We start from the raw sequence: 17,203 nt of genomic DNA on the forward strand, positions 1-17,203 counted from the left end.
TTGAGCGCCTCCTCGGGGGCCTAGAAGCAACGCGTCCCGAGTGCGCTCCAGCGGTCCCGGTCAGAGGCCGATCGGACCGTGGCCACGCAGATGAGGGTCGTCGATGCTCAAACCGTCCGACTCGTCCACGAGGCGCATTTTCTTGATCACCGTTTCGCCCCCGCCCGGGAAGTCCGCGAGTGCCACGTAAAAGCCGATCGCCGGCACATCGGGCACCGATTTCTCGGCGGGCGCCCTCACTACCCATTGTCCGATCACCGGCGGAGGGGGTGGGACAGCGGCGCACGCGAAGTGTCGCACCGAGTCGGCCAGCGCCTGCAGGCGGTCCACATGGATGTGGTGCACGGCCTCGCCGACGACACGGGTCGCGTCGTCGGCGAGGGCCAGGAAAGTCGGGTGCAGGATGTACTTGCCCAGCTTGACCGCCGCCTCCCACGCCTCGTCGCCGCGGGCCAGGTCGGTGAAGACGGCGGCGGTCCAGCCCTCGGGTGAGGCGTAGGGGAGCATCAGCCGCCCGAGAACGTCGAAGGCGCCGGCCGTCTGGCGCTCCCCAAGATGCGGTACCTCGGCCTGACCCGCCAGACCGAGGTCAGCCTCTGTCCATCGGTGTGCCAGCGCATGCACGGCGAGTTGGAGAGAGGTGCAAACGAATGCGCTCTGCCTTGCGGCCCCGACCGGTGGGTGGGCTGGCCGGTCATGGCCCAACATCGCCTGTGTCTGTCCGGCCAGGACGCTGAGAGCCCCGGTCCGCCGATCCGGGTCTGGCGGGTCCCGCCGCAACTCCCGGGCCGCGCTGCGGGCGGCCCTCAGCACCCCGCGAGCCAACTGGTCGAAGTGCTTAAGCGAAGTGGCGGCCCTGTGACTGGGGCCCCTATGGTCGTCGGCGTCCATATTGTTCCCCCTCCCCAGCCGGACCGACAGCACGAGTGGCACGATCGGGTAAGGCCGGTAGGCCCAGGATGCCCTGCTTGATGTCGTTGTTCCATATGCAGTAGTTGCGCACCTGTCAACGCCACCACCAGCAGTGCTGAAACGGCGGGCAGAACCTCACCGGCTGGCACCGCTTCGACACTGCGCAATCCGGCACTCAACCTTCGGTGAGAATCGCTCAACGTTCACTGCAACGGGTCAACTACCGGTGACAGTCACAACAGCGTGGCAGCCGCGACTTGAATCATTCGAACTGATGACCGAATATCGAGTCATGAGTGCAAGACCGGTGGCGAGCGAGCGGGCAGATGAGCGTGTTGCCGAGGTGGTGTACGGGGCGTCGATCGGCGGTTTGCTGCCTGAGGGGCGTATCCGTCCCGGAACCGCGGTGAGCGCGGGCGGTGACATGCCCCTGCTTCTGGCACTCGCCGCCGAGGCGTCCGTCGGCACGGCCGGTTGGGCGGCAGTCGGCCTGCCGCAGATGGGTGCACTCGCGGCCAAGTCCGTCGGGCTGGATCTGGCGAGCGGTCTGTGGGTCGACGAGCCCGGACGTCAGTGGGCGCAGGTGGTGGCCACCTTGGCCGAGGTGGTCCCGGTCGTCCTGGTGGGACAGCTCGGTACGGTGCCCGGCCAGATCGCCCGTCGGCTGGCTGCCGTGCTGCGGCGCAGCGGGTCGGTGTTGTTGGCCGCCGGGTCGTGGGATGGCGCCGAGGTCCGGATGAACGTGGTGTCCGCGGCGTGGGAGGGGGTCAGCGAGGGGCATGGCCTGTTGCGCGGGCGGCGGGTACGGGTAGCGGCTGTTGGGCGCGGCGCGTCTGCGGTTCCGCGATACGCGGACATGTGGCTGCCCGGCCCCGACGGCAGAGTCGCTCCCTTGCCAACTGGTGCTGCCGTACCGGACGGTCCCGAGACCGTGTCCGATGTCCAACTCGGGGGGCGGCCGGTACTGCGCGTGGTGGGGTGACCGCGATGGGCAGCAGGATCATCGTCGGCTGGATCCCCGACTATCCGGTCATCGCCGCCGGAGCCCTGGACGCTGGGCCGATCGCCGTTGTCCATCGCGACGAGGTGGTGGCCTGTTCGGGGTCCGCGCGCATGGCGGGCGTGCGGCGCCGGATGCGGGTGCGCGTGGCGCAGTCCCGTTGCCCGCAGCTGCGTGTGGTCGAGCGGGATATCGCCGCCGAGTTCCGTGTCTTCGAGCCCGCCGTACGGCACATCGAGGACACGGTCATGCCGCGCCTGGAGGTGATCAGGCCCGGGTTGATCGCCGCGCCCGCCCGTGGTCCGTCCCGCTACTGGGGCGGTGAGTCGCACCTGGTCGAACGCCTTGCCGCAGCCCTGGACGAGGTGGATCTTCCGGCCCGGGCGGGCATCGCCGACTCGGTCTTCACGGCGGCGCTCGCCGCCCGTACCGGACACCTCGTCCCTGCGGGTGGCGACGCGGCTTGGCTGGCTCCCTACCCGGTGGGTGTCCTGGGCCTGCCTCGGCTGGCTGAGTTGCTGGAGCGTTTGGGTGTCCGAACGGTCGGCGCGTTCGCGGCGCTGCCCGAGAACAGGGTGCTGGCCCGGTTCGGTGTCGAGGGCATCGCCGCCCACCGCACTGCCCGCGGACAGCTCGAGCGCCCTCTCGCCGTCCGGACGGATTCCGGCGAGCACGCCGTGTCGTACGTCTTCGAGCCGGCCGTGCACCTCCTGGACCCCGTCGTGTTCGCCGCGAAGGCGTGCGCCGAGCAGCTCCACGAGCACCTGACCGCGGCCGGGGTGGTGTGCGCCCGGCTGGAGACCGTCGTGGAGCTGGTCGGCGGCCGGAGCCTGTCGAGGACCTTCCGCCACGAGGGACGGTTGTCGTCCCTGGCGGTGGCCGAGCGGGTGCGCGGTGTCCTGCAAGCGTGGTCCGACGCCGGCCTCCTCGACGCCGGCGGCGAAGCGGGCATCGTCCAGTTGGTGCTGCGCCCGGAGCAGCTGACGGCGGCCACCGGTCGCCAGAGTGCCCTGTTCGGCGAGGGGCGCACCTCGGACGAGATCGAGCGCGCGGCTGCCCGGATGCAGGCGATGCTCGGCCACCAGGCAGTGGTGCGCGCCGAGTTGGGCGGTGGCCGGGGCCCGGCGGACCAGGTCCGCCTCGTCCCGTTCGGCGACCTCGACACCGGAGCGCGCCTGCCCGACGGGCCCTGGCCGGGGCGGCTGCCCGCCCCGCACCCGGCCACCGTGTTTCCACAGTGGGTGCCAGCTCAGCTCACCGACCCCCGCGCTCAGCAGGTGACCGTCTCCGGACGCCTGGCCCTGTCTGCCACACCCGACCGGCTCACGGTCGAGGGCCACGGCGAGGCCGTGGTGGACGGGTGGAGCGGCCCCTGGCCGGTCCTGGAACGGTGGTGGGACCGCGGCCATGGTCGTCGGATCGCCCGCATGCAGATCACGACCGCCGACGGCCACGCCTGGCTGCTCACGATCGAACACGGCCGCTGGTGGGCCGAGGCCCACTATGGGTGAGAACGACGCCACCGTCCTGCACCTGCCCACCACCCGCTCCACGGCCGCTCGACGGTCGAGTGGCGGGGAGCCGGGCTGGGTCGAACTCCACGCCCACAGTGCCTTCTCCTTCCTACAGGGTGCTGCTCAGTCGGACGAACTCGTCGCCGAGGCCGGGCGCTTGGGCATCACGGCGCTGGCGGTCACCGACCGGGACGGCCTGTACGCCGCGCGGCGTCTGGCTGAGGCCGCGACCCCGGCCGGGATCGGTACCATATACGGCGCCGAGCTCACCCTCGGCGAAGCGGAGTTGGGCACGCCCGTGGTGCTCGCCCGCAGTGTGGAGGGCTTCCGGTTGCTGTCGGCGGCGATCAGCGCCGCCCAACTGGCCGGCGCCAAGAACGCCCCCGTCTACGACCTGAACTTGTTGTCCACGGCCGCCGGCAGCGGACACTGGGCAGTCCTGCCCGGCTGCCCCGCCCCCGGCACGGAACGGCGAGACGTCACCACCACCGCCCACCGTTTGAGCCGTCTCACCGAGGTCTTCGGCGCCGGCAACGTGTACGCCGAACTCTTCGATCACCATCTTCCCGGCGACTCCGTGGCCAACGACGTCACCGTCGTCGCCGCCCGCCGCCTGGGCCTGCCCATCGTGGCGACCGGCGCCGTCCACTACGCCACACCCCATCAGGCCCGGCTCGCCCAGACGCTCGCCGCACTGCGCCGCCGCGAAACCCTCGATAAGGCGGCCGGCCACCTCATGCCGGCCCCTACCGCGCACCTGCGCTCGTACGAGGAAATGCGACAGCGGATGGCCCGCTACCCCGGCGTGCTGGAGACCACCCTCGACCTCGGCCGCACCAGCGTCATCGACCTCGGCGCCCTGCGGCCCCAGCTCCCCGGCTTCCCCACCCCGGCCGGGTTCACCGAGGACACGTGGCTGCGCTACCTCGCCGAACGGGCCTGCGACGCCCGGTACGGCGACCGCGACGAGACCGACCCGGAAACGCGCGCGGCGTGGAAACAGCTCGACCACGAACTCGACGTGATCAGCACGCTCGGCATGGCCGGCTACGTGCTGATCGTGCACGACATCGTGCAGTTCGCCGTCGGACAGGACATCTGGTGCCAGGGCCGCGGCTCCGCCGCCAGCAGCGTGGTCTGCTACGTCCTGGGCATCACCGCCGTCGACGCCCTGAAGAATGGCCTGTTGTTCGAAAGGTTCCTCAGCGTCGAGAAAGCAGGCCCGCCGGATATCGACATCGACTTTGAAGCCGGCCGCCGCGAGGAGGTCATCCAGTACGTTTACCGGCGCTACGGGCGCGATCACGCCGCGCAGGTCGCCAACGTGATCAGCTATCAGCCGCGCCTCTCGGTGCATGACGCGGCCCGCGTCCTGGGCTACCCGGCCGCCCAGATCCGGGAGATGACCCGGCACATCCACCACACCCCGCCCGGCCCCGACACTGACCTGCCGGCTGAGGTACGCGGCCTTGCCGCCCAACTCCATACGCTGCCACGGCACATGGGCATTCACGTGGGCGGGATGGTGCTGACCCGGCAGCCGCTGGGGGAGGTGATGCCGCTGGAGTGGGCCACCGCGGAGGGCCGCTCCGTTCTCCAGGGCGACAAGGACGATGTGGCCGCCGCTGGCCTCATCAAGATTGACCTGTTGGGGTTGGGGACCCTTGGTGCCCTGCACACCGCGTGCGATCTGATCGCCGAACACTACGGCGTACGCCTCGACCTCGCCTCGATCCCGCCGGACGACCCGGACGTGTACCGCATGATCGCCCGCGCGGACACCGTCGGGGTGTTCCAGGTTGAGTCCCGCGCGCAGATCAGCACCCTGCCCCAGCTGCGGCCGGAGAACTTCAACGACCTGGCCATCGCGGCCTCGATCATCCGTCCCGGGCCCATCCAGGCCGGCTCGAAACACCCGTATCTGCGCCGCCGTCGCGGCGAGGAGCCCGTCGCCTACCCGCACCCGCTTGCCCGCCGTGCGCTGGAGAAGACGCTCGGCGTTGCCCTGTATCAGGAGCAGGCCATGCAACTGGCCATCGACTGCGCCAATTTCACACCCGGTGACGCGGACCGGCTGCGCAAGGCGATGGCCGCCAAACACGCCCCGGAAAGGGTCGCCGAGCTGCGCGGACGCCTCACGGACGGTATGACCGCCAAGGGCATCCCGCCCGCGGCGGCCGAGCAGATCATCCACATGATCGAGGCGTTCAGCGACTACGGTTTCCCCGAGTCCCATGCCCAGTCGATGGCCCACATCATCTACGCCAGCGCCTGGATCAAGCACCACTATCCGGCCGCCCTGACCGCCGGAATCCTGGCAAACATGCCCATGGGCTTCTACGACGTGCAGACCCTCATCCAGGACGCCCAACGCCACCAGATCACCGTGCGCGACGTCGACATCCACTCCTCCCACGTGCACGCCACCCTCGAACCCGACGGCCCGGAGCGGAAGTTCGCCATCCGCCGCGGCCTGACCAGCGTCACCGGCCTGAGCGATGCGATTGCCCACACCATCGTCGCCGCCCGTACGGAACAGCCCTTCGCCGGCCTGGAGGACGTCGCCCGCCGCACCCGGCTGCCCGCCCGGCTGATGGAACAGCTCGCCATCGCCGGCGCGTTCGCCGCGTTCGACGGCCACCGCCGCGCCGTCCTGTGGACGGCAGGCGCCTTCCCCCGCAGCCACCAGCCCTACCTCCCCGGGCTGGGCACCCTCGCCGCCGCCCCCGACCTCCCGGCCATGAGCCCAGCCGAGGAGACCGCCGCAGACCTGGCCGCCACCGGCGCCAGCGCCACCAGCCACCCGGTCCACCACATCCGGCCCCACCTCGACCGCCGCGACGCCCTGACCGCCGCCGTGGTCCGCGGCCTCGCCGACCAGACCCGCGTACGGCTCGGCGGACTCGCCAAATACCTCCAGCGCCCGCCCACCGCGAACGGCGTCGCCTTCGGGGCACTGGAGGACGAAACCGCGATGGTGAACCTCGTCTTCTCCCCACCCGTGTGGGAACGCTGCCACCGCACCCTGCTGGAAGCCCCCGCCGTCCTCCTGGACGGGCACGTGGAGCGGTCGTACGGCGCGGTCAACGTCATCGTCCACCAAGCCGAGCCCATAGCCGTGCCCACTACCGTCCGTTCTCGGCGTCGGCGGTGAGCCGCGCAGCCGGCGATACGCGGAAACCCTCGGTCAGGCCGACAGACGGGATGGCTGAGCACCCGGGCGGTCACCACGATCGGCACCGCCACTGTCTACGCTCGGGACGTGCCCAAGACCGCCCAGCAGCTCCCGGCCGACCCCTCCCAGCTGCACCTTCAGTACACCTACGCTCACGGACTACACGATGGCCCGCACGACCAGACCGTAGAGCGATGGGACATCAGCATCCGGCACGGACACGACGTCCACGACCGGTCCCGCTGTCCCGTCCTCAACGGCACGGAGTCTCCTGAAGTCGTCTGCGGTGCCGACTGCTCCGCGTACGAGGAGCACGGCCTGGAAGTCGGCCGCATGACGTTTTTCCGTATCCGCCTCACCCAGGGCATGAATGCCTGGCTGGCCATGGAAGAGGAGTCCCAGGAGCTGTACGAGGTTGCCCAGGTGCTGCTCGATGAGGCCACCGGCTACTTCACTGACGAGGTCGGTCGACAACTCGAATACGTGGGTACGGATCTGCTGGTCATGGACCGTGTGGTCCTCGACAAGCCGTGGCGGGGATTTGGTCTCGGCCCGGTCCTCGCAGCGGAAGCCGTCAACCGCCTTGAGCCAGGCTGCCGAGCCGTCGCCTGCTCCCCGGGAGTTTCAGAGCCGGACGACGACTGGAAGCCGGACCAGGCCGAATGGGACCGCGTCATGGCCCGGATCGCCGCCGCATGGGGGCGAGTTGGCTTCGCGTTCTACAGGGAGAACATCTACCTCCTTGTCCCGGCCACCGGGGTGCCCGACGACTGTCGGACAGCCCTGCGCGTGGAATTCCAGGACCTCTGCTTGGCATGGCGCGAGGCCGACGCTGGTTCCGACGAGAAGCCTGCGGCGTTGAGGACGAATGAGATGGGCTGACTACGGGATGGATCCGTACCCCCCATTACCGTCCGGCCCTGGGACGGCGGAGGCTGCTGGGCGTTGTCGGCGGACCGCTACCGGCCCGGCCTCGACACCAGAGGCGGCTGACTGACCTCGGCATGCAAAGGGCGCCGGGGCCGGTCATCGTTTGACGCGGCTCCGGATGGCCAGGAGGGCAAGACCGAGGAAGGCGGGCTCCACGAGCCGAGTGGTCATCTCGATCCAGGTGCCTCCCACGGTGAGGCTCTCTCCAGAGGAGCGGAAGACCACTGAGTTGAAGACGATCGGAGCGGCCCTGCTGGCCCTGTCCCAGGTGACGCGCTGGGCGTACGGCAGGCTCAGTTGAGGGTCAGGTGTGTCGGTGGTCAGGAGCAGCTGTTGTCCGGCCGTCGGCAAGGTCCCCGTCGTCTTCGCCTTCGGTGATTCGCCGGGCAGGCCCCAGAGGACGAGGGCGAGGAGGCTTCCCGACGCGAGGGTCAGCAGACAGGCGATCGCCCGGGAGGGGCGCAGCCCGTATCCGGAGATCGCCCAATAGAGCCAGAGCAATCGGCGTACCCAGCGATTGGTGTCGACATGGTCGTGACGGCGCATTTCCATTTCGCCGTAGTAGAAGTCCGCCGCGCCAGGCTCGTCCTTGGCATCCTCCAGGCCCTTGCGCAGCTGCCGATACAACGCGGTGAGGTCTTCCGTGCCGGGTTGGTCCTGAACGGCGGAGGGGGGTATGGGCGGTTGCCATTCCGGCCAGTTCAATCTGCGCCAGTATTGCTCCTCTGCGAGCGTACGGCGTCTGCTCCACCGGTGGAGCCCGTGACGAAGGCTAAACCTCCAGCCCCTCGGAGGCTGGGCGAACAGGGTCCGGCCTCTCAGCTGCAGCTGGTCCAGGTGGAATGCGCCCGTGAACTGACACAAGGTCAGGTCGGTGTCGGTCAGTACCACGTGCGTGGCGTCGACTCCGCGCAGCGAGGCTATCTTTGGATACGCGCTGTCCATGGGATGAGCTGTGATGAGGGTGCTCTCCGCAGCATTGGTGCCTCCCCAAGCAGTCGGTGCGTGTGTGACGGCGAACGGGCTGACCAGGTTCGTCCCTTCAAGATGCACGGTTGCGTATCGAAGGAGCAGGGAGGCGGACGAGTTCCAGATGGTGCGCTCGCACCGCACCCGGTGGGCTGCCGTCTTGATGGTCACGGAGACGTAGAACTCGGCTTCCACCAGGTTCAGTTCATCCATGCAGACTATGGGGCCCAGCTCCCTGGCCCGCTCGAAAGTGGATGCCGCGAAGACCGCTTTCGTGAAGGTAGTGTTGATGAACTCGGCGACTCCCTTGAAGACGCACCGGCTGAAGTGGCCCACGGTCTGGAAATCGGCCTTTTGGAAGAGCGCCAGCTGTTCGAACCAGGAGCTGTCGAACTCGGCATTCGCGGCGAATCTCGACGCGCGGAAATCGGCTATACCGCTGAACACTGCACGCCGGAAAGTAGCCGAATCACCTTGCGTGTGTGTGAACTTGGTGTCACCGAACCGGGCCGCCTGAAGGAAAGCAGCGTCTGTGAAGTTGCACCCTCTGGGGAATTCGGCGTCGGTGAAGGAGGCTCCTTCCGTGAATATCACGTTAGAGAAGTCGGCCGGGTCGATGAAAACGGCTTGATTAAAGGAGGCTTTGCCGATCGTGGGCTGGCCTGTCGCGCCGTCGCTTACGGCATCACGGAGAGCTGACAGGTTCTCCCGGCTGATGTGCGTTCCGCGGTGATCGATGTCTGCGCCCGAGCTGAGGCTCGCGAAGTAGGCCGTCTTCTCCGACGTGTTTGCGTGTGCCAGGCACTTCCCGGAACCGGGTAGCTGTCGACCGTGGCAGGCGTTGCCTGCCACGTCGCAGAGTGGGTAGCCGGGGTTCACCGGCAGATTGAGAAAGGTGGTGGTGGCCACGCCGTACTCCGCATCGGGGAGGCTGACTTGCGCCGTGGACGGCGCCTCGACCCGGCACCATATCCGGATCCCCTCGGGTGCGGCGGAGGTTCTGCACTGGGCAGAGCGCGTGGCTGGTGGTGATCGGACAACCGACCATCGAAATCCGCCGCTCCCGACTTGGTGGGGCTGGGTCACTTGTCCGAAGTGCGCGTACGTCTTTCTCGTTGTCGTTCGCACGGACGAACGGTGACCGGCTCTTCCGGGACATCCCGCGTCGGTTCACCGTGGTGCGTCACCGCTCACTGTGTCTCGCGGATTCGCTGGGCGATGCCGCGCAGGCCGACGCCTGGCTCACGACCACTGCGAAGGTACGCCAACAGAATTGGTGAGGGGCGTCGTTCGGCTGTTCACCGATTGGGAGAAGCCGCGCCAGCCGTTTGGTGATGGGGCCGGCCACAGCCGAACGCCGAACCACGTTGGTGACCGCACGCCGTGGCCGCCCGCTCGACGAGCGGCCAGGGCGTGGCGATCATGGGGAACCCAGAGGAGTGACCACGGCCCCTCCGCCGCGTTCGACCGCAGCGAGAACAGCCGAGTGGAAGGACTCCAGAGCGCCGTCGGGTACGGCGACGGGACTTCCAGTAAGGGCGTACCACTCGTCGGCGCCGGTGTACTGGACAGTAACGGCAACGAGGTGGTCGGTACGCCGGACGGTGCGGACGGTGAGGTCGCCGGTGATGGCGCCCACGTCATCGGTCATCGCCCCGCCGGGGCCGGCGGTCACCTGGCCTTCGTACGCCGGGGGTTCGGGGATGTGCATCAGATGTCGCAGGTGTCGAGCATCTCGTTCAGCGCTGCCTTCTCCGGTGCGGTGATGTTCAGCTCGTAGACGTGCTTCACGTCGATCCAGGCCCGGGAGTAGGTGCACCAGTAGGACCTCAGCGGGGGTTTCCACAGATCCGGCGTCTGGTCTCCCTTGGACCGGTTGGACGCGGCGGAGACGGCGAGGAGCTGCGAGTGCACGAGGTCGTTGGCGAACGCCTTGCGTTTGGGGGTGTCCCAGAGATCGGCCCCGCCCCGCCATGCGGCGGCCAGGGGCACCATGTGGTCGATGTCGGCCTGGCCTGCGGCGGTGAGTGTTTTGCCGTCGTACTCGCTGTACCAAGTACCCTGCACGGCCCTGCACTTGTCGTCCTGGACAACGTCCTGTCCGTCGCGCTGAAGGACCACTTCACGGGTGTCGCACTCGCCGAACTGCGCGGCCCAGTGCGGGAACTTGGCCCGGCTGTAGCCCACCATGGCGTGGGGGGCCTCGACGTTCAGATCGCCCAACTCGCCACGGGCGATGTCGGCCGACGGCGGCTCGGGCAGCGTCCGGTACTGCGCTGGCAAGACCTGGAGTGCGTGGACGGGGGCGGCCGAAGCCGACATGGTCGGAGATACGAAAACGGCGGACAGGCCGACGAAGGACGCAGCGCCCCGCAACCACCTACGGGAAATGATCATGCGTCAAGAGGTAGCGGCACCCCGCCCATGCCTCTGTGATTGTCACCCGTGTGAGGGCGTGGCCAGGGCGGCGCTGACGTGTCTTCCGTTCGGGCGCTTTCGACTCACCGCATCGTTTCTCCGGATCCGGCTGGCGTCCGACGTGAAGTTCAGGATGCGGTATCAGCGCAAGTTTCCAGCTCTGATGACGTCGATCCACCTTGTGACTTGTGGCCTCTCACGGTCGCCCACGCCTTATCCAGCCCCCTCGGCCTCACCACAGAGTCCATAACTCCAGCCCGCAGCCGGAGGGAGTCCGCTGACCAAGTCCGCTACTGACGCTAGAAGTTGAGCCTTGTTTCGGCGGCTCGGCGCGGTGGGCGAAACGGGTTCCAAAGAGACGCATCCCCGGCCTCAGGTAGGTCGTTGTCCCCGTCGCACCCCACCACGAACCGATGGGACACCCTGATGCCCGGTACTGTCATCGACATCTCCGCCCTCAACGTCGCAGTGCGTCAGCGCCCAGTCCTGACTGCCTCACACGAACTCGTGCGAAGCCACGGAAGCGACATGGGCGAAATCAAACTCTCCATCGCCGAAGGCTTCGGGCCTGACGGCACATGGTGCGAGGTGGGCGACGACCTTCACACCATCAGCATCGGAGACGCGGAGATCCGCCTGCACCCCCTGGCAGACACCGTCGGCTGGCACGCCGACTACTTCAATGCCGGATGGCACTCCAGCAAGTACGAGAGCGTTCCCCCCGAATACCGCCCTATCGTCGCAGCGTATGTCGACCGGGTCGCCGACCTCTTCGATGGACTCCTGCAGGAAGCCGACCTGAGAGAGGCGGCAGCTGAAGGCGGACCTCGTGCCGTTGACGCGCTCGTGCGCCGCCAAGTCCACCTTGCTGACCAACGTCATGAAGCCCTCGACGCTCTCCTCCGCAGCCTGAACGCCTCCGACGGAGCACTTCCGGCCTGGGCTCGGACGCTGCTGCACGACGAAGCCGAACACCTCAACATGACCCGCGAGTGGCTCGGTAGTGCCGCCGTTGCCTACCACCACGGCTCAGCCGGGCACCGCCCAACCACGATCTTCGGCGGTATCTGCTTCGAATTCTCCACAGGAACAGTCGACCTGGTCAGCGCCTCCGTGTAAGGACCACAACCACACGTCAGCCCTCTGGAGATCACGTCTCTGTCATTGCCAGCCGCCCGAATGAACGCGCTGAACGGCGAGTCTCAGCACCACTGCACATGTGTTGCCGGAGCCGAGTCGGATGTTCAGCAGAAATCACGGGTTGTCGCCCACAAGGCGGGCGGCTGCACGCCGATATTCGTTCTCGCGTTCGCCGTGGAGGGGGCAGACTGAGGGGATGCGAGTGAAGCCCGGATCGGACGTGCCCGGTGTGATCAGGCTGTTGCGCGAGTTCGCGCAGCGCTTCAAGGACGGCTATGGGCAGCCGACCCGCGCTCAGTGGTACGCCGGCCAGGTCGACTCGCTGGAGACGTTGTGCCGCCACTCCTTCGAGGACACCGGACTCGCCGAGGGCTTGCTGACGGATCGCTACTGGCACATCCTGCAAAACTCCGTCCCTGACGATGTCTACGGAGCCGGGGTGTTCAAACAGGAACTCAACTTCCAGGCGTGGCGGCTTGAACGGGCCGCCCAACAGCTGGAGTCCGTCCGGGACTTCGCGCAGTCGGGGGAGGGGATCGTCGTCGTACCTGACAGCAACATCCTGATCCACTGCGGCGAAGTGCAGGGCATCGACTGGAAGGCCGCCGTCGGCGCCGAGAAGACGCACATCATCGTTCCGCTGGTCGTGGTGGCCGAACTGGACGAGCTCAAGCGCACGCTGCGCGACAAGAAGGATCGCGAGACGATCCGGACGAACATCCGTCAGCTCAGGGCCGTGCTGCACGGTGTCAAGCCCGGTGACGCGGCTCGGCTCGCCGACGGCGTCACCATCGCCGTGCTGCCCGACCCTGTCGGACACCGCCGGCTGCCTGTCAATGACGAGGAGATCTGCGAGCGGGCCGCGCTCCTTAAGTCGTTCCGGGCCCCGCTCGTGCTGGCGACCAACGACTACAACATGCAGATCAGGGCGTTGGGCTTCGATCTCGACACGGTCGAAGTGCCCGAGGCCGTTGACTAGGTCGAGTCGGTCGAGGCGTGACCGATCGCCCGGCCTAGGCTACGTCGTATGACGGCCAATTTCGCGGACGCGACGGACCGGCTCCGGGCCATGGTCGGCGCCCTAGCGGACGGGAGTTGGACGCCGGGCACTCCGGAGAGCGTGTGCGCGGCCGTGGTGTTGACCTCGTCGCCGCGTACGAAGCCCGCCGACGCGATCGTGGACGGCCTGCGTGCCGCGGGCCCGGAGGTCGCCCCGGTCGGCGGGCGGCTCGCCCCGGCCCTGGCGCAGTGCGCGCAGCTACTGCGCTCCTCTGCCTTCACCGTGTCCAAGGAAGGCCAGTACCTGCGTGCGGTGCTGGATGAGCTGCTGAAGGGGATCGTCGCAGCGACGGCCCCGCCGTCCTGGGCCATCCGCCTCCTGGAGGAAGCCGAGACCTCACGCCGGGCGTGTTAGCCCGACAGGTCTCGCTCGCCGTGGCCTGCGAAGCCCGGCTGCTCGGTGTGCTCGTGGCCGTCGTGGCCGATGCTCGTTCGGATGTAGGCCAGTCGTCGAACGGACCGTCGTCGCCAAGGTGGGCGGAGCACAGGGTGGCGGGCCACGAGGCGATGGTGGTGAAGCGAGCAACCTAGGACCGCTGCCATGTGCGGCATGTTCTTTACCCTGACGTCCGACTGCTGACGACCAAGATCTCAAAAATACGGGTTAAGGGGTGTTTTCCCTGGTCAGGAGGTCTGGACGATTGAGTTGGACAGGGCCTGGGCGTTCCTCCTCCCTCGGTCTCCTCAAAGTTGACGTGGCGTTGGGACATGAGGTAGTTAGCCGTCGCAGGCTGGGGAGCGTGGACATGGGCGGGCACGGACGAAGCCGGTACCTCGTGTGAGGCACCGGCTTCGGTGTTAGGGGGGATGGGCTCGCTGCTCGGGTTCAGCGGTCCTCAGGGGCGGCTCCACCTTTGAAGGTGGCGTGCGGTGTTCAGGAGGGATCCGGTTCGAGGTCGGCGATCTCGAACATCGTGTCGGTCGGCGGCTCGAAGTGGAATCGGCCGCGCATGTTGATGTGGCTGTACATCATCCGAGAGAGCTGGCGGAGGTCGCTCTGGGAGATGTCCTTGCCCTGGGCGCGCATCTTCTCGACGATCTTCTGGATGTAGACCGTGTTGAAGAGGGCCACGGTGTTGAGGACGAGGCCGAGGACACCGAGCCGGTTTTCCAGACCGGGGTAGTAGTTGGGGAAGGGGCCGTCGATGCCGTGGCAGATACGCCGGGCGAGGTCGGAGCGTTCCTTGTGCAGTCTGCTCTGTGCTTCGATCCCGCTCCGGTACTCGGGGTTGTCGTAGAGGCGGAGCAGGTGGCGGGTTTTGGCGATACGTCCTACGGAGGCGATCGCTGATCCGAGGTGTGTGGGCTGGCCGTTGCGGGTCAGGATCCGCAGCGCGTCGTGTGCGCTGACGGCACCGTGGTGGATCGAGCCGATCACTCGCAGGATGTCTTCCCAGTGTGCGGCGATCTGGGAGACGTCGATCTGTCGGCGCGTTGCGCCTTGGAGAGGTCCGTAGTCCGCTGACTTGTCGATGCGCCAGAGCCTGGGGTCGTTGGTCTGGTCCGAGGTGGGCTGGTAGGAGTAGCCGGAGAGGGTCAGAAGCCCGAAGACGAGGTCCTCGTGTGTTCCGGCCTCGGCGACGATGGCTTCGGGGTGCCGGCTGTCCCGGACGCTGGTCAGGTCCCGGTACGTCGTAAGGGTGTTGAGTGCCTCCAGCGCGGCGCTGGGCCGGCCGCTGACCATGCGCCCGGACAGCTGGATGGCCTGCTCGGTCAACATGGTCAGCCAGGTGACCTCGGAGTTGCCTTCGGGCGCGATGTGCAGGCCGGTTTGTGGCGTGGGGATGACGAAGCTGTGGCCGTCCACGGAGGCAAGGCGTTCCCCGTCCAAGTGCAGGGTGTTGAGTGCGTCGGTCTCCGCGCCGAGCATGGCGGTGGTGCATGCCTCGATCACGTCGGGGCGGAAGTATTCACGGCTGATGCTGGTGAGCCGGTCGAGTTTGAGGGCGTCCTTCTCGTCGTTCGCGACGGCTTCGAGGCCGATGTTGCAGCCGTATCCGACCATCACGGCGGCTACGGACAGTTCGAATTCCGGGTAGGGGGAAGGGTTGCCGTTACGAGTGGTGAAGGCGGCAATCGCGCCCGTCCGGCTGAGCACGTCCAGCACCACTTGCGGCAGCTCCACCCTGGGGAGCATCTTCTGCACTTGCCGGCTCAGGCTCGATGCACGCGGTGGCCGCCCCTTCGGCAAGGCCAAGTCGCCGTTGTTGTGCGTGAGTTGAGCGCCCTCGGGCATCCGGGAGGCGACTGCGGCGAGGTCGGCGTGCAAGCTGCTGGCGGCGCGGTCGAGGTAGGTGCTGGGGAATTCGGGCAGATCCAGGCTGGTGAGCAGGCTGGGCTTCTCCTGTGCCCAGACCTCGCCGGACAGGAGCCGCGCGAGCAGATTCCCCCAGCGTGCACAGCCCTGAACGAAGATTTCTCGTTTACACAGATGCCGGTGGAAGGTCTCAACCACACACAGGGCGTATGCCGGCACGTTCACCGCGCCGTCGGACTGTTCCGGGTCACCTTCCACGAGGGGCTTCCAGGAGCCTTTCACCAACGTGGTGTCGATGTCGTCGAGTTGGACGTCCTCGCGATCAAGGAGAGGCGGCAAGGCGTGGAGCGCGGCGAGCGCAGTCCGGCCCGCGGGGCTTGCGCCGAAGCGGACCCTGTCGATGAGGACGGGTACGAGCGTCTGTACGTCTTGGAACCGTTCCAGTGCCTTGGCGCGACGGGCCTCGTGGGTGTCGGAGTCCCGGGCCGGCATGTACTCCAGGAGGTTCTTGGCCGCCAGCACGAGAGTGTTCCGCTCGGCGATTGTCTCCAGCACGGCGCGGATGGTGCTGGTGTCGGTGACGGGGTCGGTGATCTCACCGCTGTCGTGGTCGACGCTCTCCGCCACGGATTCCAGGACGGCGAGCAGTGCCTGTGCGGTCAGGGTGCCGTCCGGGGCGAATTTCGGGTAGGCGTCGACGAGGGCCTTGTCGGCCCACCTCTTGGGCTTGGCGATGAAGCGCTCGGTGATCAGCTTGTCGAGCATGTCGATGGCATCATCCAGAGCGCTCGTCTCCAGGCGCTTGATGGCCGCAAGGACCGCAGCCCGCCGGCCGGTCTGCTCTCTCAGGCGCGGTACCCGCTCGGTCAGGGCGTGATCAGCCAGCTGCGCCAGCTTGCGGTCGGGGATGGACGAGACATCCACATCAACGAACCCGAGAGCGCGGATCTCATCCGCGCGTGACAGCGCCTTTGCGAAGTTGTCCCAGGAGGGCTCGCCGACATCGCGGCGCAGGCTGTCCAGACGACTGGTGCGCTTGTCGGCGGGCACCTCCATCAACCAGTCGATGATGCCGACCTGTCGAAGGCTCATCTTGGAGACGAGCGCCTTGAACATCGCGTCTTCGACTTCAGCCCGGCAGTGCGTCACCACGTCTCGCAGTGTCGAGTGTGTGGGGAGCAGCACGCGCTGCTCGCGGAGCCAGACCACGGCCTGGAGCGTCATCGCCTTCGGGCCGTCCGTGGAGTACTTCAGCCGCTCTTCCAGCCAGGCGACGAGCTGGGTCTCGCCTTCCGCGAAGGAGGTCCAGCCGTGTTCCTGCCTGATCTCTCGTGCGTGGTTTCGGACGGTGTCGCCGTTCTCCCCGTACACGCTGATCTTGGCCAGCGGATCGGAGATGCCGAGCTGCTCGCCCACCCGGAGCACCAGATCCTCGGGGATCCTCTCCATGTCGGTCTGGAAACGGCCCAGGAAGCGCAGGACCGTCAGCTGCACGCCCATGCCGAGCCGGTTGTGCTCGCCTCGCTTGCCCTGGATCAGCCGCATGTCTTCCTCGCCGAGCCGGAGATGGGGCCAGTCGCTCTCACGAATCCCATGGACGAACGACGGGTACCCCGCGCTCACCTCCTGCCGTTCTTCTGCGCCGAGCATTGCCTCTCCTGACGATCGGATAGTCATGCGCGGCAGATTCAGGGCCTCAACTGGGCTGGGTCAAACCGGACTTCGAGGGTGATCGGCCTTAGGGCACATTTTTGAGATCTTGGTCGTCGACCCGTGTTTTGAGCGGCTGTTCGAGTGGCTCGCGGCCGTTTCCGACGGCTTGGGCTTCT

12 protein-coding genes are annotated in these 17,203 nt (G+C 67.5%); 7 read left to right on the forward strand and 5 right to left on the reverse strand.

All coding sequences use genetic code 11. The features are described from left to right. Positions 1-60: 60 nt before the first annotated feature. Positions 61-624, reverse strand: coding sequence for a hypothetical protein (locus SSP08S_RS62865; RefSeq protein WP_174479413.1), 564 nt, complete (start codon positions 622-624; stop codon positions 61-63). Positions 625-1,204: 580 nt separating this feature from the next. Here SSP08S_RS62865 and imuA' point away from each other — a divergent pair. The 4 genes from imuA' to SSP08S_RS26270 all read left to right on the forward strand — a co-directional run bounded on the left by imuA' (position 1,205) and on the right by SSP08S_RS26270 (position 7,483). Further along, positions 1,205-1,894 (forward strand): DnaE2-dependent mutagenesis accessory factor ImuA', encoded by a 690-nt coding sequence (gene imuA' / locus SSP08S_RS26255; RefSeq protein ID WP_500809282.1) that lies wholly within the window; start codon positions 1,205-1,207, stop codon positions 1,892-1,894. A gap of 5 nt (positions 1,895-1,899) precedes the next feature. Further along, a complete protein-coding gene (locus SSP08S_RS26260) occupies positions 1,900-3,423 on the forward strand; it encodes a DNA polymerase Y family protein (RefSeq protein WP_019070615.1) in 1,524 nt (507 codons plus the stop codon). Further along, positions 3,416-6,580, forward strand: a complete 3,165-nt coding sequence (locus SSP08S_RS26265) for an error-prone DNA polymerase (protein ID WP_019070616.1) — start codon at positions 3,416-3,418, stop codon at positions 6,578-6,580. Before SSP08S_RS26260 ends, SSP08S_RS26265 begins: the two co-directional genes overlap by 8 nt. Before the next feature lie 108 nt (positions 6,581-6,688). Further along, entirely contained in the window at positions 6,689-7,483 is a 795-nt protein-coding gene (locus tag SSP08S_RS26270; RefSeq protein WP_019070617.1) for a hypothetical protein, read from the forward strand. Positions 7,484-7,627: 144 nt separating this feature from the next. Here SSP08S_RS26270 and SSP08S_RS26275 read toward each other — a convergent pair whose 3' ends face one another. The 3 genes from SSP08S_RS26275 to SSP08S_RS26285 form a co-directional block, all read right to left on the reverse strand. Continuing rightward, positions 7,628-9,409: a pentapeptide repeat-containing protein gene (locus SSP08S_RS26275; RefSeq protein WP_019070618.1), complete on the reverse strand. Its 1,782-nt coding sequence runs from the start codon at positions 9,407-9,409 to the stop codon at positions 7,628-7,630. Positions 9,410-9,920: 511 nt separating this feature from the next. Beyond that, positions 9,921-10,175 carry a hypothetical protein gene (locus SSP08S_RS26280; protein WP_369407099.1) on the reverse strand — a complete coding sequence of 85 codons (255 nt, stop codon included), beginning with the start codon at positions 10,173-10,175 and terminating at the stop codon, positions 9,921-9,923. Between the two features lie 35 nt (positions 10,176-10,210). After that, a complete protein-coding gene (locus tag SSP08S_RS26285; protein ID WP_019070620.1) occupies positions 10,211-10,822 on the reverse strand; it encodes a GmrSD restriction endonuclease domain-containing protein in 612 nt (203 codons plus the stop codon). A gap of 624 nt (positions 10,823-11,446) precedes the next feature. On the opposite strand from SSP08S_RS26285, the gene SSP08S_RS26290 reads away from it, so the two are divergent. The 3 genes from SSP08S_RS26290 (at position 11,447) to SSP08S_RS26300 (ending at position 13,472) form a co-directional block, all read left to right on the forward strand. Next, positions 11,447-12,037 (forward strand): hypothetical protein, encoded by a 591-nt coding sequence (locus tag SSP08S_RS26290; RefSeq protein ID WP_019070621.1) that lies wholly within the window; start codon positions 11,447-11,449, stop codon positions 12,035-12,037. A gap of 217 nt (positions 12,038-12,254) precedes the next feature. Further along, entirely contained in the window at positions 12,255-13,037 is a 783-nt protein-coding gene (locus tag SSP08S_RS26295; protein WP_158697207.1) for a PIN domain-containing protein, read from the forward strand. A 48-nt stretch (positions 13,038-13,085) separates the two neighbouring features. Further along, complete coding sequence (locus tag SSP08S_RS26300; RefSeq protein ID WP_019070623.1) at positions 13,086-13,472, forward strand: hypothetical protein; 387 nt, start codon at positions 13,086-13,088, stop codon at positions 13,470-13,472. A gap of 519 nt (positions 13,473-13,991) precedes the next feature. Here the strand turns inward: SSP08S_RS26300 and SSP08S_RS55920 are convergent. Then, positions 13,992-17,024, reverse strand: coding sequence for a Tn3 family transposase (locus tag SSP08S_RS55920; protein ID WP_019070624.1), 3,033 nt, complete (start codon positions 17,022-17,024; stop codon positions 13,992-13,994). Positions 17,025-17,203 lie beyond the last annotated feature (179 nt).

The sequence above is a fragment of the Streptomyces hokutonensis genome (assembly GCF_000376565.1).
Classification (GTDB): Bacteria; Actinomycetota; Actinomycetes; order Streptomycetales; family Streptomycetaceae; genus Streptomyces; species Streptomyces hokutonensis.